This is a genomic window from Corynebacterium sp. HMSC08A12, from assembly GCF_001807485.1.
Taxonomy (GTDB): domain Bacteria; phylum Actinomycetota; class Actinomycetes; order Mycobacteriales; family Mycobacteriaceae; genus Corynebacterium; species Corynebacterium evansiae.
Window position 1 is genome coordinate 17,307 of sequence record NZ_KV789180.1, and the last position, 26,053, is coordinate 43,359.

Here is a 26,053-nt window from a genome sequence, read left to right on the forward strand (position 1 = left end):
ATGGCTCGCAAGTTTTCCCGCGCGGATCTCGATACCCCAACCGATGCCACGCGCCAGAAGAAGAAGTTCAACCTGGATGGCGATGGAGTGGGCCGGGTAGCCGAGAACATCGCCCGCTTTCTGGGAACCGGCAAGTACCTCTTCTATCAGACCGTCATCGTGGTCGCCTGGATCGCCCTGAACCTGGGCGGCATGTGGTGGAACTGGGATCCCTACCCGTTCATTCTGCTGAACCTCGCCTTCTCCACCCAGGCGGCTTACGCCGCGCCGCTGATCCTGTTGGCGCAGAACCGCCAGGATGACCGCGACCGCGTCAGCCTGGATGAGGACCGTCGGCGCGCCGCGGAGACCAAGGCCGATACGGAGTTCCTGGCCCGCGAGGTCGCCAGCGTGCGCATTGCGGTGGGCGAGACCGTCACGCGCGATTATCTGCGCCGCGAGCTGGAGGAACTCAACGACATCCTGCAGCGCATCGACGACAAGATCGACGACTCCCGCCGCGATGAAGAAGCCCGCGGGGATGCGCGCGAGGACTAACCCCGGCACCCGCAGGCGAGGCCAAATTAGCGTCTCGCCGGTCGTTCGATAGACTTAAACCCATCATGTCCCAAGTCACTGAATCCGCTGTACGCAGCGCGCTATCCCGCGTAGAGGATCCTGAACTAAACCGCACGATCACGGATCTCGGCATGGTGAAGTCCATCGACATCAACGGTAGTGATGTCGCCGTGGAGATCTACCTGACGATCGCCGGCTGCCCGATGAAAAACCACCTGACGGAGAAGACGCGCGAGGCCGCGGCTTCCGTCGAAGGCGTGGAAAACGTCACGGTCACCACCGACGTGATGAGCGACGAGCAGCGCCGTAACGTCCGCCAGATGGTGCGCGGTGACTCGGCCGACCCGGTGATCCCCTTCGCCCAGGCCGATTCCACCACCCGAGTATTTGCAGTCGCCTCCGGTAAGGGCGGCGTGGGCAAGTCCAGCGTCACCGTGAACCTGGCTGTCGCGCTGCAGAAGCGTGGCCTCAAGGTCGGCGTGATCGACGCCGACATTTACGGCCACTCCGTCCCCGGCCTCATGGGCTCTACGGACAAGCCGCACCAGGTGGACGAGATGATCATGCCGCTGCAGGCGCACGGCGTGAAGCTGATCTCCATCGGCCACTTCATCGGCGACAACTCCCCCGTCGTGTGGCGTGGCCCGATGCTGCACCGCGCAATCCAGCAGTTCCTGGCCGACGTCTTCTGGGGCGACCTGGACATCCTGCTGCTGGACCTACCCCCGGGCACCGGCGACGTGGCGATCTCGGTGGCACAGCTGGTGCCGAATGCCGAGCTGCTTATCGTCACCACCCCGCAGGCCGCCGCCGCAGAGGTTGCGGAGCGCGCCGGCTCAATCTCCCAGCAGACCCGCCAGCGCATCGGCGGCGTGATCGAGAACATGAGCTGGATGGACATGCCGGACGGCTCCCGCATGGAGGTCTTCGGCTCCGGTGGCGGCCAGTTCGTCGCCGACCGCCTTTCCCAGATCACCGGCGCCAAGGTGCCACTGATGGGCCAGATCCCGCTGGATCCGAACCTCCGCGTCGGTGGCGACCTGGGCAACCCAATCGTTCTGTCCGAGCCGAACTCGCCGGCCACCATCGCCTTCGGTGGAATCGCCGATCAGCTGGCGGTGCGCCGCAGTTCGCTGGCAGGTAAGTCGCTGAACCTCGGCGTCACAAAGAAATAAACGAAACAGGCCACAGCGCCCAAGCACAGCGCCCAAACAAAGAGCCTAGGTCACGTCCTCCCACCCGTAGCCGGGTGCGGAGGGCTTTTCTTTAGCAGAATCCGTGTTCCCCGCATCCCCCGTCAGCTGCTCGGCAGCATCAGCAACCGGGGAATCCACGCCAGAGCGGGACTCTCCTGCGTTGGACTGCTGGGTCACAGCAATCCCGCCGTTGTCCACGCTACCACTGGCAGGGGCAGGCTGGAGCTGCGCAGAGTTCTTGTTCTTATCGGCTTTGAGGGATTCGCGCAGGTTCGGCTTGCGCACCGTATCGACGGTGTCCTTCACATCCTGCTTCGTCTCGTTGAAGGAGGTCAGGAAGCTATCGTCGTCATCCAGAAGCGTCTTGGTGATGAAACCCTTCGCGCCCATCTGGCGCACCGAGTTGAGTTCTTGCAGCGGCTTGGAAAACTCGCGGAAGTCCTCCCCCAGCTCCCCGTCGATCTGCTCCTTCGCCTGAGATACGGCCTTGCGCACCGCCAGCAACATCGCGCGGGCTTCCTTGATCAGCCCCGGCAAGCGCTCCGGGCCGATCAGGAACAGCCCAACGATCAAGAGTACGAGGACTTCGCCCCAACCTACATTGGAAAACACCTGTCTAACCTAACCTACTCCGCGGAGACTTTCACTTTACTTCCCACGGAAGGGGAGCTTTCGTAGCAATAGATCGACACGGTCGACGAGAGTTTCCGGGCGACGGCAACCATCGACAGAGAAGCGGTGCGGGGTCTCGACATCGTCGCACTCGTCCGGAATGCGCTGCAGCTTTTCCATTAGCCCGCCGGGGGTGTGCACCGCCGAGGCGTGCTCACGCAGACGGTGCGCTGCACTGCGTTGAGCGCGCACCTCCGCCCGGCAGCTTTCGCAGTGCACCAGGTGGATCTTCGCGCGGTGTTCGGCACGGCGCGATAGTTCCCCATCAACCAGCGCGGCGATGGCTTCGGTGGACAGGTGGTCTACGGACAGCTCCCCCGGAAAATTCTCTACGAAAGATGTCACGTGCCCTACCTGCCTTTCTGCATGTCCCAGTTGCGGTTACGCTCTATGTTTCTTAGCTACCAGTAGCAGCTAAGCCAGACCTGAACCGGCCTAGGCCTGGCCGGTGAAAACCAGTTCGCCATGGTTACGCTCCAGGTTACCCCGAAGCTGCGCGCGGGCGCGGTGAATGCGGGAGCGCACAGTGCCCATCTTGATGCCAAGCGTCTGAGAAATCTCGTCGTAGCTCATGCCCAGCCCATCACACAGCACGACTGCCACGCGGTATTCCGGGGCCAGCTGATCCAGCGCCTGCTCCAGCGCCGGGTCGAGATTGTTGAGCTCGAACGTGGCCGCGGGGTCGGCGATGCCACCTTCGATACGGTCGTAATCCTCCGGCAGCGCCTCCATGCGGATCTTCGCGCGGCGGCGAACCGTGTCTAGGAACAGGTTGGTGGTGATGCGGTGCAGCCACCCTTCAAAGGTGCCCGGCTGGTAGCTCTTCAGGCTGCGGAAGACACGCATGAACGTATCCTGCGTGAGGTCTTCTGCGTCTTGCTGGTTACCCGCTAGCCGGTAGGCCAGGCGGTACACACTGTCGGCGTGCTCTTCGACCAGTTCCCCCCAGGTCGGAAGTTCACCCGTTCCTGCGTCGAACTCGGCGGTGGTTCGCGGAACGGGGTTCTGGTCTGCGTTCATGGCCGTAATTATGGCTAATCGTCCTCAAAAAGTTGTGCTGCTCACCTGGCAGTTTCCTGTGAGGATTTTACCCCTATCGGGGGAGCAAAGAAAGTTCGTCACTTCGGTCACTTCTGTTTACTCTCTTTTCTATTTTTGACGCCACCGTCTGACATGCCGAGGGCAAGCTCAACATCGGCGCATTCCTGGCCTATCGTGTGGAAGCGTGAATGCTGCATCATCTTCCCCCATTGAGGCCATCCGTGAGTACGTCCGGGCGACCACCGAGCCGGACGAGGTGACCACCGCCGCCGTAGAGGCAGCAGAAGAGTTCGGTCTGCTCACCCCCGATGCGATGACTGCCGAGTTCTTGGAGTTCATCGCCACCCGCGCTGGCGCGAACGCCGCTGCCCAGGGGCACACCCCCACCGGCATTATTGTTTCCCCCGCCAGCGGTGTGATTGGCCTGCACCTGTTTAAGGGGCTGAGTGCAGCCCAGGTGGAAGGCCACCTGACCTGCATCGAGCCGGAGGTGCAGCACCAGCAGCTGGCCAAGCAGGCTTTTGCCAACGCAGGCCAGCGCCCGAATACCTTCCGCTTCCTCCCCAGCGCACCGCTGGATGTTATTCGCCGACTGGCGAACGATAGCTACGACATCGCTGTCGCAGAGGCAGCCACGGAAGAGTTCACGGCCATCGTGGAATCCACGCTCCCCGCCCTGCGCACCGGTGGCGTGCTGATCCTGCTGGATAGCCTGATGGACGGCCTGGTCGGCGACGAAAGCCACACCGACCGGCAGACTATGCGCGCCCGCGAGGCAGATCAGTTCTTCCGCGAGCTGGACAACGCCAAGATCTCCCGCCTCCCCCTCGGCGCCGGCGCCACGCTGATCACCAAGACCAGCTAACAAGAAATCCCCGCGCCCAGTCTGCAGGGTGCGGGGATTCTTCCTGGCGCAGTTCTTCCCAGAGCGGTTCGCTTTTTACGACCACGCTAGACAACAGCGCTAGACGACTGCGTTATACCACTACGTTCTTGCCGATGCAGACCACGCCACCCTTAGAGATGGTGAAGCGATCCTGGTCGCGGGCACGATCCACGCCGATGATCTCTCCTGCGGAAACCTGAACGTTCTTGTCGATGATCGCGTGGCGCACGACGGCTCCACGGCCGATGCGCACGCCCGGCATGATCACACAGCCTTCGACAGAGGCGCCCTCTTCCACGATCACGTTCTCGCTCAGAACGGAATTGCGCACCGTTCCGGCGGAGATGATGCAGCCCGCCGAAACCATCGAAGACTGAGCAATGCCGCCCTTGACGAACTTCGCGGGCGGCAGGTTGCCCGTCTCCGCGGTGTGGATCGGCCACTGCTGGTTGTACAGGTTGAACACCGGGTGCACGCTGATCAGGTCCATGTGAGCCTCGTAGAACGCATCGACGGTACCCACATCGCGCCAATAGCCCTTGTCACGCTCGGTCTCGCCCGGCACATAGTTGTTGGAGAAGTCATACACGTAGGCCTCTCCACGGTCGACCAGGCGCGGGATGATGTCGCCGCCCATGTCGTGGTTGGAGTTCTCGTCCTCGGAATCCTCCTTCAGCGCGTCAATCAGCGTCTGCGCAGTGAAGACGTAGTTACCCATGGAGGCAAAGGAGACTTCCGGGTCGTCCGGCACGCTCGGCGGCTCCGCAGGCTTCTCCAAGAACTGCTCAATCTTGTTATCGTCGTCCGCCTGGATCACGCCGAATGCCGTCGCTTCGTGACGCGGAACGCGCAGGCCGGCGACGGTCACTCCAGCACCGCTCTTGATGTGCTCCTGCACCATCTGCTCCGGGTCCATGCGGTAGACGTGATCCGCACCGAACACGATGATGTAATCCGGCTGCTCGTCGTACACCAGGTTGAGGGACTGCAAAATTGCGTCCGCAGAACCAGTGAACCAACGCTTGCCCAGTCGCTGCTGCGCCGGAACCGGGGTGATGTACTGGCCGGTCAGGCCGGACAGCTGCCACGACTGAGAGATGTGGCGGTCAAGGGAGTGCGACTTGTACTGAGTCAACACGCAGATCTTGTAGTAACCGGCGTTGACCAGGTTAGATAGCACGAAGTCGATCAGGCGATAGTTACCGCCGAAGGGGACGGCGGGCTTAGCGCGGTCAGCGGTGAAAGGGTAAAGACGCTTCCCCTCGCCACCGGCAAGGACAATGGACAGGACGTTCGATCTGCTCTTCACACTTTCCAACCTAGCGACACAGCTTTACTTTTGCTTGCCAAGCAGCCAATCGGGTAACCACCCGGTGCCCCCTAATTAGTTACCCGTCATGAACAGCCCGTTTGGTTGCCAGGACACGTAGCGCCTCGCGCGGTTAATCTGGAGGCATGCGTATCGCCATGCTGACAAAGGAATATCCCCCAGAGATTTACGGTGGTGCCGGCGTGCACGTCACCGAGTTGGTTCGTTACATGCGGAAGCTCGAGCACGTGGACGTGCACTGCATGGGCGGGCCGCGCGAGGAGCAGGATGTCTACGTCCACGGCGTAGATCCGGAGCTTGCCGAGGCCAACGGTTCCATCAAGACCCTCTCCACCGGCCTGCGCATGGCGAACTCTCTGGGTGACGCCGAAGTTGTCCACTCCCACACCTGGTACACCGGCCTGGGAGGCCACGTCGGCGGCCTGCTGAACGGCATCCCCCACGTGGCCACCGCGCATTCCCTGGAGCCGCACCGCCCGTGGAAGCGCGAGCAGCTCGACGGCGGATACGACGTCTCCTCCTGGTCGGAGAAGAACGCGATGGAAAACGCGGATGCTGTCATCGCCGTGTCCGCCAAGATGAAGGAATCCATCCTCGACGCATACCCGGCCATCGACCCGGACCGCATCCACGTGGTTCTCAACGGCATCGACTCCGAGCTGTGGCAACCCCGCCCCACCTTCGAGGCTGCAGTGGAGGCTGGCAATCGATCCGTACTCACGGAACTGGGCGTCGATCCCAATCGCCCCATCGTCTCCTTCGTCGGACGCATCACGCGACAGAAGGGTGTGCCCCACCTGCTTAAGGCAGTCGCTCACCTCGATCCAGAGATCCAGGTTGTCCTGTGCGCCGGCGCGCCGGATACCCCGGAGATCGAGGCCGAGGTCACCGCGCTGGTTGAAAAGCTGCAGGCGGAGCGCGACGGCGTTTACTGGGTGAAGGAAATGATGGAGAAGCCGAACCTGCAGGAGATCCTGTCGGCCTCGGATGTCTTCCTGTGCCCTTCCATCTACGAGCCGCTGGGCATCGTAAACCTGGAGGCCATGGCGTGCGGCACGGCCGTTGTGGCCTCCGACGTGGGCGGCATTCCGGAGGTTGTCGTCGACGGGGAAACCGGTACTTTGGTCCACTACGACGAGAACGACCCGGAGACTTTCGAGCGTGGTCTGGCCGACGCAACGAATGCTCTCGTAGCGGATCAGCAGAAGGTACGAGCCTTCGGAGAAGCCAGCCGCCAGCGCGCGGTAACGACCTTCAGTTGGGCCACCATCGCCGAGCAGACCGTGGACGTTTACAGGTCTCTGCTTTAAACACAATCCGCTGGTATGAATGGGAGCATGCACTCTTCCTCCCATAAGCACCGCCCGGAACTGCACGTCACCGCAGAAACGGGGGTGCTGGAAGCCCCCGCAGGCGCCGTCTTCACGGGCCACGCCCTGCATGTTTTCCACCAGTTCCGTCCCCGCGCCGCTGAGGGATCGCGTTGGGCGCACCAGGTGGCCTCGGAGGCGACGTACGACTGGGACATCTGCGACGACGTCGTAGTTCCGAACCAGGGGTTCCCCGAGCAGGGCGATGCTGCCCGCGATGCTGCTCAAAATGCCGGCAACAATGTCTCCAACGGCGCCGAGGTGGACGTCCTCGCCGGCGCGGCAGTCCCACTAGGCCTCGGAGCCGAGCTGTTCTTCGTCACCACCCGCGCCACGGCCGAGGCATCCGCAGACCAGGCTCTGGCAGCGGACATCCCCCACGGTCAGCGCGGCCCGCGCACCTTCACTATCGAGCGCGCGGAAATCCCGAACTTGATGGAGGCCACGGAGGTTTCGGACGATCCGAGCCTGCCAGATCCCCACGTCCGCCGCCTGGGACCCATCGACATCGACGATTCCGCCTTCCCAGTGGAAAACCTGGTGACCCCCAGCGTGATTCGCCACGACGATCCCGCCAACCCCGACGAGGAATGGCTCATGGTCGCCCTCTCCCTCACCGGCGACAAGGACGCGCAGATTGTCGTCCTGCGCTCCGCCGACCGCCAGCACTGGCGCGTTCTGGGGCCCATCGAGCTGCCCGCCGAGGCCGCCCTACGCCCCGGCCGCCCGTTCGCGCCGCGCATTGTTTCTATGGTGGACGCCGGCTCTTCCGTCCGCCGCGACGTCCTGTTCGTGACCTTCCCCGGCGACGCTGGGGAATCCGATGAGGTCGCGGGCTACATCGTCGGCAACCTCAGCGGCACGTCGTTCAGCCTGACCAGCCCCTACACCGTCATCGACTTTGGCCACGACTTCACGCGCCCCCGCGTGATCGACCACACCACTCCCGTGATGTTCGGCCTGGTGGGCGCCCACCCTTCGCTGGATGGGCAGTGGGCGAACTGCCTGTCGGCACCGCGTTACCTCACGCTGGTGGACGGCGAGCTTTTCCAGGACATCGTCGGCGCCCCGACCGCCGTGCGCACGTTCTCTGACTATGCATTCCTCTGGACCGCCCAGCTGGATGCGACCGAGGGCAGTGTCGACGTCGACGTGACGGACGATTCCGGGCAGGTCATCGCAACCATCAGCTACACCAACGACGCTGTATCCGTCACCCGCCTGGGCGTGGACACTCGCACCGCCCCGCTGAAGGATGCAGATTCCGATACGCTGACGATCTTCCTCGACGGCCCGGTGTGCGAGATCTTCGCCGACGGTGGCGCGGTGACGCTCACCAGCGCAATTCCGGCACACTCACAGATCTCCGACATCGACGTGCGCGCTACGGGCGGGGCAAAGATCATCTCCTCTATGCAGACCGCCGGCCGGCACCTGATGCGGATGCAGGCGGGCCTGACCTCCCCAGAGGAGCAGGAGCGCTACATGGCCGAGGCTCTCATCGCGGATCGCGACGTGGCCGAGGGAATCCTCGACGAGGACTAGCGGCCACTCGGCAGCGCGAGGCTAGCTCAGTGCTACCGCGGCACTAGCGGTTAGCCTTCGCCAGGCGCGTGATGGCTGCGCGGGCCGTGACCTCCATGGTCTCCGGCAGCGCGGCGATGCGCTCCTGCAGGACATCCGGGTGGATGTGGCGTGCAGAGGGGCTCATGCCGATCTGCGCGGCAATGGAAGCCTGATCCAGCTGCATCGGGAACTCGATGTGCTCCGGCTCCCCCACCGGCACCAGGTGGCCGGAAGCCTGGTTGATCATCCGCTCCACCTTGCCTTCCTCCACATCCAGAATGCCCAGCGGCTCACGCAGCTCACCCAGGTGGCCGACCTCCGCGGTCAGGACAACCACCTGTCCCTCCGGCGTAAGGATGCGGGCAAACTCTGCCGCATTACGCGGTGCGAAGACAACCATGATGGCGTCAACACTTTCCGAAAGAATCGGTAGGCGCGACCAGGCGTCGGCCACAACGGCCCCGACCCGAGAGTGCGAAGTGGCCAGGCGCTTCGCCGCCGCAGTAGAAACGTCGATACCTACGCCGCGAGAGCGCTCGATCGTGTCGAGGGTGTGCGCCAGGTAGTAGCCCGTACCAGCGCCGATCTCCACGATGGACGGGGCGTGCTCAGCGGCGACGTTCCCGTCGTCCAGCACATTCTCAACGTTGGCGGTCACGGCCTCCACGAAGGGGGCGAAGTGTCCGCCGGACAGGAAGGTCTCGCGAGCGTCAATCATCGACGCATCGTCGCCCGAATAACGCAGGCCGGAACCACCCGCGAGAGTCACATACCCCTGTCGCGCGACGTCATAGCTGTGGCCGGATTCGGAAACCAGAGTGCGCCACTCGTCATCACCGGCGCTCAAGCGCGAACCATCTACGGGGTCGGCAAGGAGGTCAATGACATCTGCAAGCACGAACAGATTCCTTCCTGAAAATTTTTAACGAGGCTCCCACTAGGCGGGAGCGAACAAACGACCACCCCATCGTAAACTGTCCACCGCCCGAAATGTATATCGGGCTGGTGCATACCCGCGGACAGTCTGGGGCGCCACTGGAACTAGCGCCTTAACCGGCTAATGCATCAACCACTGCACCAGCGTGCGCGCGCCGAAGCCTGTGCCCACCGGAGTGACTTCGTCGTAGGTGGATTCCGCGCGGCCCGGGCCGGCGATGTCCAGGTGGATCAGCGGCACGCCACGAGTGAAGCGGCGCAGGAACATCGCGGCGGTGGTCGCGCCCGGCCCCTTCGGGGTCTGGCGCACGTCGGCGATCTTGGAGGTCACGTTTTCCTCCAGGTACTCCTGCATCGGCATCGGCCACCAGCGCTCTCCCACGATGGCGCCGCGACGGGCGAGCTTGACGCCCGCACCCCAGTTATCGGAGAACACAGCGCCCGTTCGCAGTCCCAGCGCCACCTTGGCCGCCCCTGTCAGCGTCGCTACGGTCACCACGGCGGCGGGCTTGTACTTCTTGGCTCCGTAGCTGACCGCATCGGCCAGGATCATGCGGCCTTCGGCATCGGTGTTCGTCACCTCGGAGGTCAGGCCGCCATAGTGCTCCACCACGTCGCCGGGGCGGTAGGACTTTCCATCGATCATGTTCTCCGCCGTCGGGATCAGCGCCACGACCTTGCGGGGAACCTGCTGCTCGGCCAGGGCACGGAAGGCGGCGATGACGCTGGCCCCACCGGTCATGTCGGTACGCATCGTGTCCATGCCAGCGGCCGGCTTCACACTGATACCGCCCGTATCGAAGGTCACGCCCTTGCCCACCAGCACGGCGGTGCGACGGCGGCGGCGCTGATCCACCTTCTGCGGATCCCACACCAGCTCGATCAGCATCGGCGGGCGGGAGGATCCCCCGCCGACGGCCAAAATGCCACCGAAGCCCTTGTCCTTGAGCCAGCCCGCGTCGCGCAGGCGCACCTTCACACCGTCCAGGTCCTCCACGGCCTTCTTTGCCTGGGTGGCCAGCCACTCCGGGGACTTCACGTTGGCAGGTGCATTCGCCAGATCGCGGGACAGGCAGGTCGCCTTGCCCAAGGCCTTGCCCTCCTTCACCGCAGCGACGTAGTCGGCGGTGTCGAAGCCGTTGAACTCGTAGCCTTCCGGCAGCACGATGTGGACATCGCGCACGCGGGCGGGCTTGCGCTTATTGGTGGTGACGAAGCTGTGGTTGCCGACGATCAGGCCGATGACCAGGGAGCGGACGTTGGCGGGGGTGAACTCCTCCGGCAGGTGCACCTGCACAATGTGCTTCTTCGCGCGCACGGGGTGGCCGTCGACGACCTTGCCGATGCGGCGCACCAGCCGGGCACCGGCGCCCCGCCAGCCGTCTTCCAGGAACTCCCGGCCATCGCTGAGGTCCAGCGGGCGGCTCGGCTCGGTGGGCACCCAGGCCACAAACTGGCCTGAGGCATCCAGCTCGACCTCGCCCGGCGCGTTCGCGCCAGGTGCGACCTTCACCTGGGTTTCGATGATCTCGGAGCCCTCCGCGCGCGGGCCGATCGTCACACGGGTCACTTTCTGGGGAATGCTTGGGATCGGTGCCATTGCTTAACGCTCCTGTTCACGGGGTTCTGCGATGTATTCTTCGGCGATGTATTCTTCGGCAATGCTTGTGTCTGCAGCGCTATCTTCTGCAGCGTGGTTCTCCGGGGCATGGTTCTCCGGGGCGTGGGCCGCGCCGCCGACCTGCTGCTCCAGCTCCTTGATGCGTCCGGCGAGCCGGTCGATGTAGAAGTCCACTTCAGCCTGGTTGTAGCCGCGAATCTCCAGCGAGAATCCGGCATCCCGGATCCCCTCGGCGGTCAGCGGGCCGTTCTCCAGGTTCTCCCAGTGCTGTAGCTTTGCGTTCCCCGCGGTCACGGGCGGCAGCGCCTCACCGCGGCCGAACACAGTACCGAGTAGATAAACCAGGAGCGCGCCGACGAGGAACGCTCCGACGAGAGACAACAACCAAAACATACCTATTAATCTACCGCCTCAGAGGCTCGTTTCGGCGGCTTGTAGGGGCTTACTTGGTTCCCGGCTTCCCCTTCGACCCCTCGGCCAGCTCCGCCTCGTCACCGAAACGCTCCAGCTCTGCGTCGATCCGCTCTTGCTCCAGAGCCAGTTCCTCCTGGCGGATCTTCAACTTCCGCACGTGGTTATCGTGTGCGTCCACGCAGATCTGCACGGCCTCGGCCGGATCATCGGTGACGTGGAACAGGTCCACGTCCTCTGGGGAGATCATGCCCTCCTCGACCAGTCGATCGTGGATCCAGTCGACTAGCCCGCCCCAGAACTCCTTGCCGATCAGAACTATCGGGAATTTGCGGATCTTCTCCGTCTGCACCATCACCAGTGCCTCGAACAGCTCGTCCAGGGTGCCGTAGCCGCCGGGCAGGCAGATGAATGCCTGCGAGTACTTCAGGAACATGGTCTTGCGCACGAAGAAGTAGCGGAAGTTTAGCCCCAGGTCCACCCACTGGTTCATACCCTGTTCCATGGGGAGCTCGATACCCAGGCCGATGGACATGCCGCCGGATTCCTGCGCGCCGCGGTTCGGGGCTTCCATCAGGCCCGGCCCGCCGCCGGTGATCGTCGCGTAGCCGGCCTCGTTGATCAGCCGTCCTAGCTCCCGGCCCTTTTCGTAGTATGCGTGGCCCGGCTTGACGCGCGCGGAGCCGAACACAGTTATCGCCTTCGGGATCTTCGCCAGCGCACCGAAACCGTCAACGAATTCGGACTGGATGCGCATCACGCGCCACGGATCGGTGTGCAGCCAGTCAATGCTGGCCTGCTCCCCCAGCAGTCGCTGGTCCGTGGTGGACTTCTGCTTCTGGCTGTGCCTCTTGCCGCGCAGCAGCATCGGTCCGCGGAGTCGGAATTCTCGGTTGTTTTCGCTGGTAGTCATGCGTTCGTGTGCCTTAAATGTCTGGTCGATCTTTATACTTCTTTGTGCTTCTCACGCTACTGGTTGCAGGCTCGTGGCGCTCGTTAGCGGGAGAGGAACTGGATCAACTGGCGGCTAACCTCTTCGATCTGCGCCACCGGGCAGCGCTCGTCCTTCGTGTGACACAGCCCCGGGTCGCCGGGGCCGAAGTTCACGGCGGGGATGCCCAGCTCGGTGAAACGGGCCACGTCGGTCCAGCCATATTTCGGCCGCACCCGCCCACCGGTGGCTTCCACCAATTTCGCCGCGAAGGGTTGGTTCAAGCCTGGGGCGGCTGCGGCTGCGGCGTCATCAAGAAAGACAGAGAAACCCTCGGCGGGGCTATCGGGCGTGCCCACCTGCAGCACCTCGTACAGGTGCGCCAGAGCCTCGTCCACGCTGCGGTTGGGCGCGTAGCGGAAGTTGATGAAAGCCCAGGCCTCATCGGGAATGGTGTTGGTGGCCACGCCGGATTCGGCAACGACCGCGTTGAGGCCCTCCTTGTAGGTCAGGCCGTCGATCTCCACGTCCTGCGGCTCATAATCCGCCACGCGCACCAGCACACGGGCCAGATCGTGGAGCGCGTTGTGGCCGAGCCAGCTGCGAGCGGAGTGCGCGCGAGCTCCCAGGGCGGTGACCTTCACGCGGATGGTTCCCTGGCAGCCAGCCTCGATCATCGCCCCGGACGGCTCGCCCAGCAACGCCAGATCGCCCGCTAACAGGTCGGGGTCGGACTGCACCAGGTGGTTCAGGCCGTTGTACTTGGTGGCCACCTCTTCCCCCTCGTAGAGCACCAGCGTCAGTTCGCAGGCCAGCTCCGGGGAGTTCGCCAGAGTGGCGAAGGCATGCGCGTAGCAGGCGGCGCCCGACTTCATGTCCACGGAGCCGAGGCCGAAGATGGTCTGCTCCCCCGTCTCCGGATCCGGCCCCAGGCGCGAGGGCAGGTTATCCGCCGGCGGCACGGTATCCAGGTGGCCCGCCAGAATCACCCGATCCCCAAGGCCGCGATGGGTGCGCGCGACCAGGGTATTTCCCCGGCGCGTGACCTCTACGTTCTCGATGGCCCGCAGGGCGGGTTCGACAGCGTCGGCGATCTCCTGCTCGTGGTGCGACTCGCTGTAGATGTCAACGAGCTGGCGGGTCAGAGGGACCGCCCCGGCGACCAAGTCGATGGAAGGCGCTGAAGTTTTGGAAGATTCTGAAGGTTCTGCAGTATTCATTGCTTGCGATCCTAGACCAGCTGGCAGCCCGCCGTCGGGGGCAGGCGGGTGTTCTGCAGGGTGAAAAACTACCCGCCACAGGGGCTAAAAGTACCCATGCTGGCCTTTAACAAGAACGGTTGTGTTCTAATTCTGGTATGAAGACTCGAAACTCCGATTCAGGTGCCGCGGAAGGCACCTCTAACCAGCTGGGTCACAGCCTAGAGACCCGCCACCTGACCATGATGGGCTTGGGCTCGGCTGTGGGCGCCGGGCTGTTCCTCGGCACCGGCGTGGGCATCCAGGCCGCAGGCCCGGCGGTGCTGCTTTCCTATATCGTCGCCGGCATCGTGGTTATCGCCGTGATGCAGATGCTGGGCGAGCTCGCCGCCGCCCGCCCGGCCTCGGGCACCTTCGCCACCTACGGCCAGATGGCCTTCGGCCGCTGGAATGGCTTCGCCCTGGGCTGGCTGTACTGGTTCATGCTGATCATGGTGATGGGCGCCGAGATTACCGGCGCGGGCGCGATTATGGGCGCGTGGTTCGGCGTGGACGGGTGGATCCCCGGCCTGGTGTGCGTGGTGTTGTTCACCATCGTGAACCTGGCGGGTGTGCGCGGCTTCGGCGAGTTCGAGTACTGGTTCGCCTTCATCAAGGTCGCGGTTATCATCATCTTCCTGGTTATCGGCACGGGTCTGCTGCTGGGGTTGTTCCCCAGCTACGACTCCCCTGGCCTGAGCAACTTCTCTGACTTCGCCCCCAACGGCATCTCCGGCATGGCGGTAGGCCTGCTGGCTGTGGCCTTCGCCTTCGGTGGCATCGAGATCGTGACCATCGCCGCCGCGGAGTCGAAGGATCCGGCGAACTCCATCGCCGCCGCCGTGCGCGCCGTCATCTGGCGTATCTCCATTTTCTACCTGGGCAGTGTCTTCCTGATCACCGCCCTGCTGCCTTTCGACACCTTGGGTGAGGCCGAGTCCGCCGAAGAGTCTCCGTTCACCCGCATCCTGGCCTTCGCCCAGATCCCGGGCATCGTGGAGATCATGGAGGTCGTGATCGTCCTGGCTTTGCTGTCGGCCTTCAACGCGCAGATTTATGCCACCAGCCGCCTGATGTACAGCTTCTCCCAGGAACGCAACGCGCCGCGCTGGTTCCGCAAGACCAACGCCCAGAAGGTGCCTTACCGCGCCGTGTGGTGCTCCCTGTTCTTCGCTTTCGTCTCCGTTGCGCTGCAGGTGTGGGGCCCAGAGGACCTGATCAAGATCCTGTTCAACGCCGTCGGCGGCACGCTGCTGGTCATCTGGATGGTTATCGTCTTGTCGGAGATCAAGCTGCGCCCGACCTTCGAGCGCGACGGCAGCCTCTCCGTACGCATGTGGGGCTACCCTGTGCTGCCCTGGCTGACGTTCCTAGCACTCATCGCCCTGATGGTTCTGATGCTCTTCGACGAGGGCGCCCGTTTGCAGGTCATCACCGTCGCCGTCGCCTTTGTTGTCCTGAGCCTGATCGGCCTGGCGCTGCAGAAGACGCAGGGACCGCAGGAGGCCGAAGACAGTGCTGGCACCGCTGCGTCCACTACTACGGCCACTAACACGACCACCGCTGCAGACAGCGACTCCACCACATAGGTACAAACTCATATGTAGGATCGGCAACCATGACTTCTGCTTATGGAAATGGATTTGCCACTCTGACCGATTCCGGCGAGGTGCTGGACACCTGGTTCTTCGAGTTCGATCTCAGCTCGGCCGCTGCTGGTGCCACTGATGCTGGTGCCGCTGAGGCGGGCACGCAGGTGCTCGATCTTACTGACGCCAGCACCTCCGCCCCTGATTCCTTCCGTCCCCTGGCCAACCTCGTCGGCACAGACGAGGTCCGCGGCACCCGCCGCGTAGCAGTGACCACTACCATTGCCGACCTGGATGCTCCGCCCGCCGATGCGTACGACGCCTACCTGCGCCTGCACCTGATCTCCGGCCGCAAGATCCAGCCCCATGGCTGCAACTTGGATGGCCTGTTCGGTCTGCTTAGCAACGTTGTGTGGACGAACCACGGCCCGTGCGCCGTCCCCGGTTTCGAGTCTGTCCGCGCCCGCCTGCAGACCGAGCGCGGCCCGGTGACGGTTTACAGCGTGGATAAGTTCCCGCGCATGGTGGATTACGTGGTTCCCACTGGCGTGCGTATCGGCGATGCAGACCGCGTGCGCCTGGGCGCCCACCTGGCCGAGGGCACAACTGTTATGCACGAGGGCTTCATCAACTTCAACGCGGGCACGCTGGGCTCCTCCATGGTCGAGGGTCGCATCTCTGGTGGCGTGGTCGTGGGCGACGGCTCCGATATCGGCGGCGGCGCTTCCGTCATGGGCACTCTGTCCGGCGGTGGCAAGGAGGTCATCTCCATCGGCGAGCGTTGCCTGCTGGGCGCGAACTCCGGCGTGGGCATTTCCCTGGGCGACGACGTCACAGTCGAGGCCGGTCTGTACATCACCTTTGGCACCAAGATCACCCTGACCGACGAGGTGGCCAAGCGACTGGGCAAGCAGGCAGGCGAATTTGTCAAGGCCTCCGAGCTCTCCGGCGCCAGCGGCATCCTGTTCCGCCGTAACTCCGTCTCCGGCGCGGTCGAGGCCGTCGCAAACGCCTCCGCCGTCGAGCTCAACGAGGCCCTGCACGCCAACTAAGTTCCGCACCCCTAGCCCGTGCACTAACTAGGTGCGTCAGCTCCCCACTGTGCCCACGGGTCTTCCAGGCAGCGCTCGATTTCGATGCGCTGCCTGTTTCTTATTGACGCCTCCAGCGCCAACTCAATAGCGACGGCGCGCAAGCGCAACGCGCCCGCCCCGGGACGGTACTCCGGGTACGTGTCATCGCCGTAGATGGGAGCGCCCAGGTGATTCATCAGTACCCGCAGCTGGTGCGTGTACCCGGTCCGGGGCTGTAGCTCATACACGGCGGTGGGAGTGCCCGCATGGGTAGCATCCGCAGATATGGCTTCTACACAGGCACTGCTGGCGAGCTTCCGAATGCGCGTGATGGTCAGCCGTGCCTGCTCCCCGTCCACCACCTTCACCTGCGGGTCGTCCTTGATCTTCAGCATCGGCAGCTGCACCTCCCGCCACTGCGGCCCAATCTCCGGAATGTCCGCGGCCAGCGCCTGGTAGGTCTTAGAGACCTCCCGGCGCTGGAATTGGGTCTGCAGGAACCCACGGGTGGCCGGGTTGCGCGCGAGCACCAGCAGGCCGCGGGTGTCCCGATCCAGCCGGTGGGCTGCCACCAGCTCGGGTTCCTGCAGCCGTACGCGCATCAGGGACTGTGCGGTTGCGCGCAGCAGCTTGCCATTTGGAGTGGACGGCAAACCATGGGGTTTGTCCACTACCACGGCATCCGGGCCGGAGTACAGCACAGGAATGTCCGCCGCCAACAGCTCTGCGGGTTCTTCTGGGAAGTCGGGATAGACCCATGTGGGCGTCCGACCCGAAAGAACGAGCCCCGGGGCCAGCAGCGTGCCGGGTTCGTAGGGCGAATCGCCCGCAGCGGCCGCCAGGTAGGTGCGGCCATCGTCGGGAACGCGGCCGCTCAGCATGGCTTTCACAGCGGATACGCCATGGCGTGGCGGCGGGCGCCAGCGTTGCAAGGCCGGGATGAGGGCTCAGAGCTCCCGCTACTGGGCGGCTGCGGGATCTTCGCCGGTCAGGCGACGGACAGCGGCCTCGATCCGCTCGTCGGTGGCGGTGAGACCCACGCGAACGAAGTTCTTGCCCTTCGGGCCGTAGAAATCGCCCGGGGCAACGAGGATGCCCTTATCGGCCAGCTCGGCGACAGTTTCGCGACCGTCGCGGCCCTGCGTGGCCCACAGGTACAGGCCACCGTCGGAGTATTCGATGTCGAAGCCAGCCTGCAACAGGGCTGCCTTCAGCAGGTCGCGGCGGTGGCAGTACAGCTGCTTCTGCAGAATCTCGTGACCATCCTCCACCAGGGCGGCCACCATCGCGGACTGAATGGGTCCGGGGTTCATTAGACCCGCGTGGCGGCGGATGCCCAGCAGCTCCTGGATCAGCTCGCCGTCGCCGGCCAGCCAGCCAGCGCGATAAGACGCCAGGTTGGAGGTCTTCGACAGCGAGTGCACCGCAATTAGGTTGGTGAAGTCTCCCCCGCACACCTCCGGATCGAGGATCGAGACGGGGCGCTCCTCGCCCCACCCCAGGCCCAGGTAGCACTCGTCGGAGACAATGATCGTGCCACGTTCCCGGGCGAACTCCACGAACTTGCGCAGGTGATCCACGCCCAGCACCTGGCCGTGCGGGTTCGCCGGGGAGTTCAGGTAGATCAGCGCCGGAGTCTGCGGCCCCAGCTTCAGCAGCGAATCGCTGCGTAGCACGTCAGCCCCGGCCAGGCGGGCAGAGACCTCGTAGGTCGGGTAGGCCAACTCCGGGATCACTACCGTGTGGCCCGCGCCGATTCCCAACAGAGTGGGCATCCAGGCGATGGCCTCCTTGGTGCCGATCACCGGCAGTACCTGGGTATCGGCATCTAAGCCCCGCACCTGGAAGCGCCGCTCCATCGCCCCCACGATGGCTTCCCGCAGCTCCGGGGTGCCCTTCGTCTGCGGGTACCCCGGCTCCGCGGCGGATTCCGTCAGCGCCAGCTGAATGGCCGGGGAGACCGGATCTACAGGAGTGCCGACCGACAAATCCACGATCCCATCTGGGTGGCTGGTCGCCTTGGCCTTAGCTTCGGCAAGCGAGTCCCACGGGAAGTCGGGCAGTCGGTCGGCTACTTTGGTGCGCTTGAAGGTCATGCTTGTACTTTATACCGCCTGCTTAGTGCGCCCGGCGCTAACCGGTGCAAGTGTGGGCGTCAATAAAGAAAAAGCAGATAGGCGAATAAAACCTAAGCCTGCGGCGGCAGGTTGGCGATAAGCTCCGCGTCGAAGTCCTGCGGCCCCAGCTTGGCGGCGCCGCCCGGGGAACCCAGATCGTCGAAGAAGGCGGCGTTCGCGTCGTTGTACTCTTCCCACTCGTCCGGCACGTCATCCTCGTAGAAGATGGCCTCAACCGGGCAGACCGGCTCGCAGGCGCCACAGTCTACGCACTCGTCCGGGTGGATGTACAGCATGCGCTTGCCCTCGTAGATGCAGTCAACGGGGCACTCTTCTACGCAAGCGCGGTCCAATACGTCTACACAGGGCTGCGCAATCGTGTAGGTCATCGTCTAAATACCTACCCTTTCTGGAAAGTTCGTCATACTCCACAGAGCTCTCTTCGAGCTTCTATTCTGTCACTTCAGCGGTTCCAGTGAAAACTGAGGGCGAAGCGGCCACGCGGCCGCTGCCATACCGACCACAAACAGCAGCATAGACCACACGGTCTGCGGCATTAGCGTCGCCTCGCCGAAAGGCAGCTCCGGCCACATCACCGCCAGCAGATAACCGGCCAGCCACACGAGCGCGGGAATGCCCGCAACCAGCTTGTTATCGGTCCACAGAAGCGCGGTTTTCGTCACCGCGCGGTTGAAGAAGAACGCAAACAGGATGGTCCACGGCAGCGGCACCAGTGTGTCCCCCACCGTGATGCGCGAGCCAATGTATAAAACGCTGATGAACAGCCCGAACAGCGCGCCGATAGAGAGCCAAACGATGCCGGAAATGCGCTCAGCGCGCGTTGTATCCTGGCGTGCCTGGCTCTTGGTGGGGTGTCCCCAGTTGGGCTCGTCCTTCTTCGCGTTCACGTCGATCCATCCTAGTGCCCTACCCCGCCGGACCTCCAAGGCAACGCGGTTTAGGGCTTAAGTCCCCAGCGCGCGGGCGAAGAAATCCTCGGGCACGCCGGGGGCCGTCCAGCCCAGACGATAGCTTTCGCTGTCCAGCAGCGGCTGGGGAATGAGGTTCGACAGACAGAACAGAGTGGTTGCTGTGGATGCCGGCGGGTTAGAGTCCCGCACCTGGTCATTGACGTCCGAGGCCGTGCCATCAGCCACCCAAATCTGGGTGGCGTGAGCGCGCATAGCGGCCTGCTTGGCCGCCACGTCCTCGGCGGTGCCGTGGATAACCAGGTCCACCTCCGCAGACGGCACGGTCGCGATCTCCCCTGCGGCAGGCAAGGTCCAGCCTTCGGGCACGGCCGCCGGATCCTCCTCGAGGCCCTGCATGCCCTCGGCGAACTTCTCTTCCTCCGTCACGCACCACAGCACCTGGCTGGGAACGAAGACGTCTGCGCCAGCACCTTCCGCACCCGCGCCGCTCAGCTGCCGCACGGCCTCGTGCACAATGCGGTGCACCTGCTTGTGGTCCGGGTGCCCGTAGCCGCCGTCGGCGGCGTACGTCAGAATCACCTCCGGCCGGACGCGCTGAATCTGCTCAATCAGCTGCTCGACCTGCAGCTCCAGCAAATCTTGCGCAGCCTCCCCCTCGTGCGCAAAAGCCCGCGGGTGGCGGATGGACTCGCTGCCTTCCATGCCCGAATCCCGCCAGGCACCGCAGCCACCCAGAAGGTTCGGCCCGTGCTGCACCCCCAACGCGCCGAGCGCACGCTGCAGCTCCGCGATGCGGTAACCACCGAGCATTCCCGTGCCGTGCTCGTACTGCTGGGCGTCCACAAGAGCTTGGTACTTCTCCCCGATCACCTCGCCCTCCTCGCCGAGGGTGCAGGTGACCACAGAAACGTCGTGGCCCAACCGCCGCGCCTTAGCCAGCGCCAGCCCCGTCCACAGGGTTTCGTCGTCCGGGTGCGCATGCACCGCCATTACGGTGATCCTCTGCGTTTCGGCGGGGGTGCTGGTCACGGGTTAATCCTCCTTGAGGGCATTTTCTGCGGCGTTGCGTTTGTTTTCCTCGATGGGGCTCAGGGTCCACCGTGGCGCCGAGATCAGTACCGAGCTGCTGTTGTCCAGCGGCCAGTCTTCCAGCCCCGGGGTCGGTCCGTTGAGTCTGTCCGACGTCACCACGGTGAAACGGTCGGACAGGATGGGCAGCACCGTGGAGATCTCCGCGATCCGCTCGTCCAGCTTCTCGCGCTCGTCGTTGAGCTCGGCGCGCCCTTCGCTGAGCTTGTTCAAGCGTTCTTCCAGGTCACGGTCGCAGGTGCCGCTGAGGTTGCCGCCCTTGGGGATGTTGGGGAGTGACGCCCCTTCTTCCCCGCTGTCGCTCCCCTCAGCCGGGTCCTTCGAATCTGCGTCGCCAGACGGCTTCGCGGAGTCTTCCCCTACGGGAGCGGTGGTGCAACCGTACTGTTCCACATAGTCGAAGGTGACCTGCGGGCTGCGCTGCCACGTCACCACGCCATCGACGTCTCCCTGCTCCACAGCCGAGCCGAGGATTTCCCCCGCGTTACCAGTGCGCACGGTGGCGGGAATTCCTGCGTGCAGCAATTGATCCACGACGGAGCGGGCGGCATCCACCGCCACCTGATCGTCAGTGACTGCGCCGATGACGATGCCGTCGGGGCGCTGGTCGGACTGCAGGCCACGCGGCATCTCCGCGGCGGTCTTCGGGGTCACGTTCCAGCGCGGGGCCTCTACCTCCGGATCCTGGGAGACGATCCGTGCGATCCTCTCCGCGTTGATTGCGCCCAGTACCCGGCGGCGGGTTTGCTGGTCAGCGAAAATCGGGCTGGCCTGGTTGAGCTGCAGGTTCAGCTGCACCCCCCGAGCGGTGTTGCGCATCTGCGTGTAGGGCAGCTGGTTAAGAGCCAGGTCGGTGGTGGCCGAACGGTGCGTCATGTACATCTGGATCTGCTCAGTGCGCATCATCTGCGCGCCGGTAGATTCATTCGGCACGGCGGTGAAGCGGATGATGTCTGTCTTGGCCGCCTTCGAACCCCAGTAGCGGTCGTTGCGCTGCAGTTCCAGCAGGCCGCGCCCCTCGTCCACGGACTTCACGGAGTACTGCCCTGCAGAAGCGACGGAGCCTCCGTCCATCATCGTGCTGAAGCTGCGCCCCTCCGCGCGGTAAATGTGGCTGGGCAAAAGGTGGGTGAACAGTCGCTTCCAGGAACTCAGAGGCTTATCGAAGGTGACCTTGAAGCTCTTTTCCTTCTTCTCCGGCTCGATGGAGGTGATGTGGCGGTACAGCCCCTTCGCCTCCGCGAGGGGCTCGTCCACAATCGCTTTATGCAGGTATTGGAAGTCGGAGATGGTGATGGGCGTGCCGTCGGACCACTGCGCCTCTGGCTGCAGGGTATAGACCACTTCCGTCGGATTCTCCCGGTCGTTTGGCTTGACCTCGCTGATCAGATCATCGTTGAGGTTCTCCCCCATCGAGCCATCTGTGTAGACGCTCGGCAGGGTCAAGTCGGCAACCGCCGCCACCACCGGGTTGCGGTTACCCACCAGGTGCGGGTTGAGGTTGCCGGTGAAGCGATCCACGCCCACCGCGATCTCCCGCAGACTCTCATCAACCGGCTGCGGCTGCTGAGTTTGGGTGGAGGCGGAGGGGTCTTCCACCGTCGGAGCCTCGCCCGGATTCGCCTGGCAGGCGGCCAACGTTAAGGCGAGTGTCGCCGACGTCAGGGCGGTCGCGGCGGTGGGCGTCACACCCCAAAAACCGCGACGGCGTGCGCCAGAGGAACGGCGCGCCGACGAGCTAGACAGTGGAAAGAGCGAGAACAAGGGCAACTTTAGGAGTTGTTATTGCGCTGCTTCTCGCGGGAACGGGCACGGGCGCGATCGGTGGCGTTCAGGGTCACCTTGCGCACGCGGATGACCTCCGGAGTTACCTCAACGCACTCGTCGAAGCCACAGAACTCCATGGCCTCTTCCAGGGTCAGGGTGCGGGCCTTGGCCAAGGTCACCGTCGCGTCCGCGGTTGCGGAACGCATGTTGGTCAGCTTCTTTTCCTTGGTGATGTTGATGTCCATGTCTTCGTCGCGGTTGTTCGCGCCGACGACCATGCCCTCGTAAGCCTCTGCGCCCGGCTCGACGAAGAAGGTGCCGCGGTCTGCCAGCTGGATCAGCGCGTAGGCGGTGATCTGGCCGGAGCGGTCGGCAACCAGGGAGCCGGAGGCGCGGCCCTTGATCTCGCCCGCCCACGGCTCGTAGCCAGCGGAGTAGCTGTTGGCGATGCCGGTGCCGCGGGTTTCGGTCATGAACACGGTGCGGAAGCCGATCAGGCCACGAGCCGGAACGATGAACTTCATGCGGATCCAGCCGGTGCCGGTGTTGTCCATGGACTCCATGCGACCCTTGCGGGCGGCCAGCAGCTGGGTGACGGCGCCGAGGTGCTCCTCCGGGACGTCGATGACCAGGTTTTCGTAGGGCTCGTGAACCGTACCGTCGATGGTGCGGGTAACCACCTGCGGCTTACCGACGGTCAGCTCGAAACCTTCACGGCGCATGGTTTCCACCAGAACGGAGAGAGCCATCTCGCCACGGCCCTGAACCTCCCAGGCATCCGGACGTTCGGTGGGCAGCACGCGCAGGGAGACGTTACCGATCAGCTCCTGATCCAGGCGAGCCTTGACCATACGGGCGGTCAGCTTGTCGCCGCCGCCACGGCCTGCCATCGGAGAGGTGTTCACGCCGATGGTCATGGAGATCGCGGGCTCGTCGACGGTAATGCGCGGCAGGGCAACCGGGTTCTCGGGATCGGCCAGGGTATCGCCAATCATGATGTCCTCGATGCCGGAGATAGCGGCGATGTCGCCGGCGATCATTTCCTCGGCCGGCACGCGGGTCACGCCCTCGGTGCGTAGTAGCTCGGCCACCTTGGCGGTCTTGACGTGCTCCTTACCGTCCTCGTCGTAGTGGATCCAGGCGACCTGCTGGCCCTTACGCAGTCGGCCGGCGTGGATGCGCACCAGGCCAATGCGACCCAGGAAGGAGGAGGAGTCCAGGTTGGTGACGTGCGCCTGCAGCGGGCCGTCCACGTCTGCGGAAGGCTCCGGCAGGACGTCGTAGAGCACGTCGAACAGCGGCTGCAGGTCCTCGGAGTCCGGAACGTTACCGTTACCCGGGTTCTCGGTGGAGGCCTTGCCCTCGCGGCCGGAGGTGTACAGCACAGGAAGATCCAGCAGCTGCTCGGCGGCCTTTGCAGCCTCGTCGTCCTCCAGGGTGGAGGCCAGCTCCAACAGCAGGTCCTGGGACTCTTCGACGACCTCGTCGATGCGGGCATCCGGGCGGTCGGTCTTGTTCACGCAAATGATCACCGGCATCTTGGCAGCCAGAGCCTTGCCCAGCACAAAACGGGTCTGTGGCAGTGGCCCCTCAGAGGCGTCAACAAGAAGAACCACACCGTCCACCATGGACAGGGCGCGCTCGACCTCACCGCCGAAGTCGGCGTGGCCGGGCGTATCGATCACGTTAATGATCAGGTCGCTGCCCTCTTTACCCAGACCCTTGCGGTGGATGGCGGTGTTCTTCGCCAGGATCGTGATGCCCTTTTCCCGTTCCAGGTCGCCAGAGTCCATCACGCGCTCTTCCACTTCGCCGTGCGAAGAGAAGGCGCCGGACTGGTGCAGCATGGCGTCGACGAGAGTGGTCTTGCCGTGATCGACGTGCGCGACGATGGCGACATTGCGGAATTCAGTCAAAGACACAGATCCGAACTTTCCTTTACTTGGGGGTTTAGAGTCTTGAGTTCAAGCTAGTTGTGCAGCGTAGGCACTTCAGGGGAACCTTTCACAGCCTACTCCTTTAGTCCTCCACAATAACGCATAGGGCGCGAAGAAGTTTTTCCCAAAACCTTGAGAAAAGCTTGCAGACAGGTGTTATTGTTTACAAAAGGTTCCCAGCGAACGTTACTAGCGTGACAAATGTGACAGATGTGACTAATGTTGTTCCCATCTTCTGTTTAAACGCATTTGAGATGACTGAATAAAAACCCGAAAGGTTCACCGTGGCTTTCTCTCGACGCTTGACCCGTGCCGCCGCTGCACTGACCACTGCCTGCGCACTGGCAGTCCCGACCGTGGTGGCTCCTACTACCGCCGGCGCCCAGGTACAGGGCTCCATCGATCACCTGGGCCGCCCCGCGCCGCATGTCCTGGATCAGATCGAGGCTTTCGCCAACAACCCGCAGCTGCCGCCAAATGTGAAGGCTTCCCTGAAGAAGCTGGTCGGCTTCTTCCGTGGCGATGGCAAGCCGGGCGTTGACGTTCCGGAGAACGCCCCGGCGTTCACCCAGTTCGGCTGGCCGACCGTTTCCGGCCAGTGCATCGGCGGCAAGAACAAGGCTGTCGGTACCGCGATGGGCGTGCCCGGCCCGGCAAAGCTCCCGCTGCCAGGTATCGGCGCTGGCGAGGTCAACTTCGTCTTCACCGCAATGGGCACCGGCACGGTAGCTAAGAAGCAGACCACCGCGATGAACGTCCACTGGATCAACATCAACACTGGCAAGATGGGCCGCACCCCGCTGGGCTACACCGGCATCAACCCGAAGGGGCCGGCCACGGTTAACGGTGTTGCCAAGACTGGCAAGGGCACCGTCATCGCCCTGCTCGAGGGTGGCGTAACCACTCACGAGAAGGAGTCCGGCAACTCCAACTGCAACTTCCTGCCGACCGCGGCACTGCTGCAGGTCTAGTAGCTTTCGCCTAGATACCCCTGGGTTTCAGACCCCACGGCCGCGCTTTCCTGCGCGGCCTTTTTCATACCTTCGGCCTTTACCCACACATCCCCTTCTGGCCCCGCCCGCACTACTCACCACAAGCACACAAAGCCATGGCTGACCTGCACAAAGTAAAACAAGAGACCTTCGACCTCTCCCGCGCGATCAATATCGACCCGAAGGGCTTCGAGCGCGCCGTCGACGCTTACGAACTGTCCCCCAACCAGCCCGCCACTGTGCAGTCTGGCACTGCCCACCCCAACCCAGTGCTTTACATGCGCCGCCCCACTCCCGGCCACCCGCGTTTTCACTACCTCGAATCCTGGCTAGTCCCCCACCTGGACATTCGCCTCAATAAGTTCCACTTCTTCGACGGTATCGAGCCCACGCAGGATCTCTATATAGACATAGCCTTTATCGAGATTGATGACGCCACCACCCCACCAACCTGGCGCACCCGCGACATTTACGTGGATGTGGTGACGCACCTCCCGGAGGCTCCCTCCCCAGAACAATCTCAGTCGAGCTCTAGCTACGTCCCGGGCACATCTTCAAAGACGAAAGTCCAGGTACTGGACCTGGACGAGTTGGGCGAAGCACTCCTGGCGGGTTACATCACCGCCGACGAAGCCCGCAGAGCGCTGGATTCCACGCAGCGACTGCTGGATGGGCTGCACGAGCACGGCAGCGTGGCCGATTGGCTGGCCACCCAGGGCGTGCGTTTGGGTTACTAGCGCCCTCGACAGCCATGCCATCAGCCCGAAATCGAACACCTTTACTCCTTCTGTCGGGTGCGGA

25 protein-coding genes are annotated in these 26,053 nt (G+C 63.7%); 9 read left to right on the top strand and 16 right to left on the bottom strand.

Annotated features, from left to right (window positions below; genetic code table 11):
* Both HMPREF3166_RS05840 and HMPREF3166_RS05845 read left to right on the top strand, forming a co-directional pair.
* Positions 1 to 537 (top strand): DUF1003 domain-containing protein, encoded by a 537-nt coding sequence (locus HMPREF3166_RS05840; RefSeq protein ID WP_070488151.1) that lies wholly within the window; start codon positions 1 to 3, stop codon positions 535 to 537.
* 65 nt (positions 538 to 602) lie between these two features.
* Positions 603 to 1,733 carry an Mrp/NBP35 family ATP-binding protein gene (locus HMPREF3166_RS05845; RefSeq protein WP_070488153.1) on the top strand — a complete coding sequence of 377 codons (1,131 nt, stop codon included), beginning with the start codon at positions 603 to 605 and terminating at the stop codon, positions 1,731 to 1,733.
* A gap of 45 nt (positions 1,734 to 1,778) precedes the next feature.
* Here HMPREF3166_RS05845 and tatB read toward each other — a convergent pair whose 3' ends face one another.
* The 3 genes from tatB to sigE all read right to left on the bottom strand — a co-directional run bounded on the left by tatB (position 1,779) and on the right by sigE (position 3,446).
* Positions 1,779 to 2,366 (bottom strand): Sec-independent protein translocase subunit TatB, encoded by a 588-nt coding sequence (gene tatB / locus HMPREF3166_RS05850; protein WP_070488155.1) that lies wholly within the window; start codon positions 2,364 to 2,366, stop codon positions 1,779 to 1,781.
* 36 nt (positions 2,367 to 2,402) lie between these two features.
* Positions 2,403 to 2,771 carry an anti-sigma factor family protein gene (locus HMPREF3166_RS05855; protein ID WP_070488157.1) on the bottom strand — a complete coding sequence of 123 codons (369 nt, stop codon included), beginning with the start codon at positions 2,769 to 2,771 and terminating at the stop codon, positions 2,403 to 2,405.
* 90 nt (positions 2,772 to 2,861) lie between these two features.
* Positions 2,862 to 3,446, bottom strand: coding sequence for an RNA polymerase sigma factor SigE (gene sigE, locus HMPREF3166_RS05860; protein ID WP_070488159.1), 585 nt, complete (start codon positions 3,444 to 3,446; stop codon positions 2,862 to 2,864).
* Positions 3,447 to 3,651: 205 nt separating this feature from the next.
* On the opposite strand from sigE, the gene HMPREF3166_RS05865 reads away from it, so the two are divergent.
* Positions 3,652 to 4,332: an O-methyltransferase gene (locus HMPREF3166_RS05865; protein WP_035005599.1), complete on the top strand. Its 681-nt coding sequence runs from the start codon at positions 3,652 to 3,654 to the stop codon at positions 4,330 to 4,332.
* Between the two features lie 112 nt (positions 4,333 to 4,444).
* Here the strand turns inward: HMPREF3166_RS05865 and glgC are convergent, their stop codons facing one another.
* Positions 4,445 to 5,662 carry a glucose-1-phosphate adenylyltransferase gene (gene glgC / locus HMPREF3166_RS05870; RefSeq protein WP_035005597.1) on the bottom strand — a complete coding sequence of 406 codons (1,218 nt, stop codon included), beginning with the start codon at positions 5,660 to 5,662 and terminating at the stop codon, positions 4,445 to 4,447.
* 146 nt (positions 5,663 to 5,808) lie between these two features.
* Here glgC and glgA point away from each other — a divergent pair, with 146 nt between their 5' ends.
* Entirely contained in the window at positions 5,809 to 6,993 is a 1,185-nt protein-coding gene (glgA, locus tag HMPREF3166_RS05875; RefSeq protein WP_070488161.1) for a glycogen synthase, read from the top strand.
* Between the two features lie 27 nt (positions 6,994 to 7,020).
* Entirely contained in the window at positions 7,021 to 8,598 is a 1,578-nt protein-coding gene (locus HMPREF3166_RS05880) for a GH32 C-terminal domain-containing protein (RefSeq protein WP_053088980.1), read from the top strand.
* Between the two features lie 43 nt (positions 8,599 to 8,641).
* On the opposite strand, the gene HMPREF3166_RS05885 is transcribed toward HMPREF3166_RS05880, so the two are convergent.
* From HMPREF3166_RS05885 to dapE, 5 genes are all read right to left on the bottom strand, one after another.
* Entirely contained in the window at positions 8,642 to 9,517 is an 876-nt protein-coding gene (locus HMPREF3166_RS05885; RefSeq protein WP_070488162.1) for a methyltransferase domain-containing protein, read from the bottom strand.
* 159 nt (positions 9,518 to 9,676) lie between these two features.
* Positions 9,677 to 11,155, bottom strand: a complete 1,479-nt coding sequence (locus HMPREF3166_RS05890; RefSeq protein ID WP_035005590.1) for a leucyl aminopeptidase family protein — start codon at positions 11,153 to 11,155, stop codon at positions 9,677 to 9,679.
* Between the two features lie 3 nt (positions 11,156 to 11,158).
* Entirely contained in the window at positions 11,159 to 11,569 is a 411-nt protein-coding gene (locus HMPREF3166_RS05895) for a DivIVA domain-containing protein (protein WP_080722714.1), read from the bottom strand.
* Positions 11,570 to 11,618: 49 nt separating this feature from the next.
* A complete protein-coding gene (locus HMPREF3166_RS05900) occupies positions 11,619 to 12,500 on the bottom strand; it encodes an LOG family protein (RefSeq protein WP_070488164.1) in 882 nt (293 codons plus the stop codon).
* 83 nt (positions 12,501 to 12,583) lie between these two features.
* Positions 12,584 to 13,738, bottom strand: a complete 1,155-nt coding sequence (dapE, locus tag HMPREF3166_RS05905; RefSeq protein ID WP_070488166.1) for a succinyl-diaminopimelate desuccinylase — start codon at positions 13,736 to 13,738, stop codon at positions 12,584 to 12,586.
* Between the two features lie 137 nt (positions 13,739 to 13,875).
* Here dapE and HMPREF3166_RS05910 point away from each other — a divergent pair, with 137 nt between their 5' ends.
* Entirely contained in the window at positions 13,876 to 15,345 is a 1,470-nt protein-coding gene (locus HMPREF3166_RS05910) for an amino acid permease (protein ID WP_070488168.1), read from the top strand.
* Between the two features lie 29 nt (positions 15,346 to 15,374).
* Complete coding sequence (gene dapD / locus HMPREF3166_RS05915) at positions 15,375 to 16,397, top strand: 2,3,4,5-tetrahydropyridine-2,6-dicarboxylate N-succinyltransferase (RefSeq protein WP_070488169.1); 1,023 nt, start codon at positions 15,375 to 15,377, stop codon at positions 16,395 to 16,397.
* 23 nt (positions 16,398 to 16,420) lie between these two features.
* On the opposite strand, the gene HMPREF3166_RS05920 is transcribed toward dapD, so the two are convergent.
* The 7 genes from HMPREF3166_RS05920 to typA form a co-directional block, all read right to left on the bottom strand.
* Positions 16,421 to 17,299, bottom strand: coding sequence for a pseudouridine synthase (locus HMPREF3166_RS05920; protein WP_070488229.1), 879 nt, complete (start codon positions 17,297 to 17,299; stop codon positions 16,421 to 16,423).
* Between the two features lie 78 nt (positions 17,300 to 17,377).
* Positions 17,378 to 18,514, bottom strand: coding sequence for a succinyldiaminopimelate transaminase (gene dapC, locus HMPREF3166_RS05925; protein ID WP_070488171.1), 1,137 nt, complete (start codon positions 18,512 to 18,514; stop codon positions 17,378 to 17,380).
* Between the two features lie 92 nt (positions 18,515 to 18,606).
* Entirely contained in the window at positions 18,607 to 18,924 is a 318-nt protein-coding gene (gene fdxA, locus HMPREF3166_RS05930) for a ferredoxin (protein WP_011273859.1), read from the bottom strand.
* Between the two features lie 69 nt (positions 18,925 to 18,993).
* Complete coding sequence (locus HMPREF3166_RS05935) at positions 18,994 to 19,443, bottom strand: hypothetical protein (RefSeq protein ID WP_237746326.1); 450 nt, start codon at positions 19,441 to 19,443, stop codon at positions 18,994 to 18,996.
* 57 nt (positions 19,444 to 19,500) lie between these two features.
* The gene (gene mshB, locus HMPREF3166_RS05940) at positions 19,501 to 20,496 is read right to left on the bottom strand and encodes an N-acetyl-1-D-myo-inositol-2-amino-2-deoxy-alpha-D-glucopyranoside deacetylase (RefSeq protein ID WP_070488173.1); all 996 of its coding nucleotides are present in this window, start codon (positions 20,494 to 20,496) and stop codon (positions 19,501 to 19,503) included.
* A 3-nt stretch (positions 20,497 to 20,499) separates the two neighbouring features.
* Positions 20,500 to 22,245 carry an ABC transporter family substrate-binding protein gene (locus HMPREF3166_RS05945; protein ID WP_070488175.1) on the bottom strand — a complete coding sequence of 582 codons (1,746 nt, stop codon included), beginning with the start codon at positions 22,243 to 22,245 and terminating at the stop codon, positions 20,500 to 20,502.
* A gap of 83 nt (positions 22,246 to 22,328) precedes the next feature.
* Positions 22,329 to 24,245, bottom strand: coding sequence for a translational GTPase TypA (gene typA / locus HMPREF3166_RS05950; RefSeq protein WP_049050344.1), 1,917 nt, complete (start codon positions 24,243 to 24,245; stop codon positions 22,329 to 22,331).
* Positions 24,246 to 24,544: 299 nt separating this feature from the next.
* Here typA and HMPREF3166_RS05955 point away from each other — a divergent pair, with 299 nt between their 5' ends.
* Entirely contained in the window at positions 24,545 to 25,231 is a 687-nt protein-coding gene (locus tag HMPREF3166_RS05955; RefSeq protein WP_035005571.1) for an Rv1157c family protein, read from the top strand.
* A gap of 137 nt (positions 25,232 to 25,368) precedes the next feature.
* Positions 25,369 to 25,989 (top strand): DUF402 domain-containing protein, encoded by a 621-nt coding sequence (locus HMPREF3166_RS05960; protein ID WP_035005570.1) that lies wholly within the window; start codon positions 25,369 to 25,371, stop codon positions 25,987 to 25,989.
* The last annotated feature ends 64 nt before the right edge of the window (positions 25,990 to 26,053 follow it).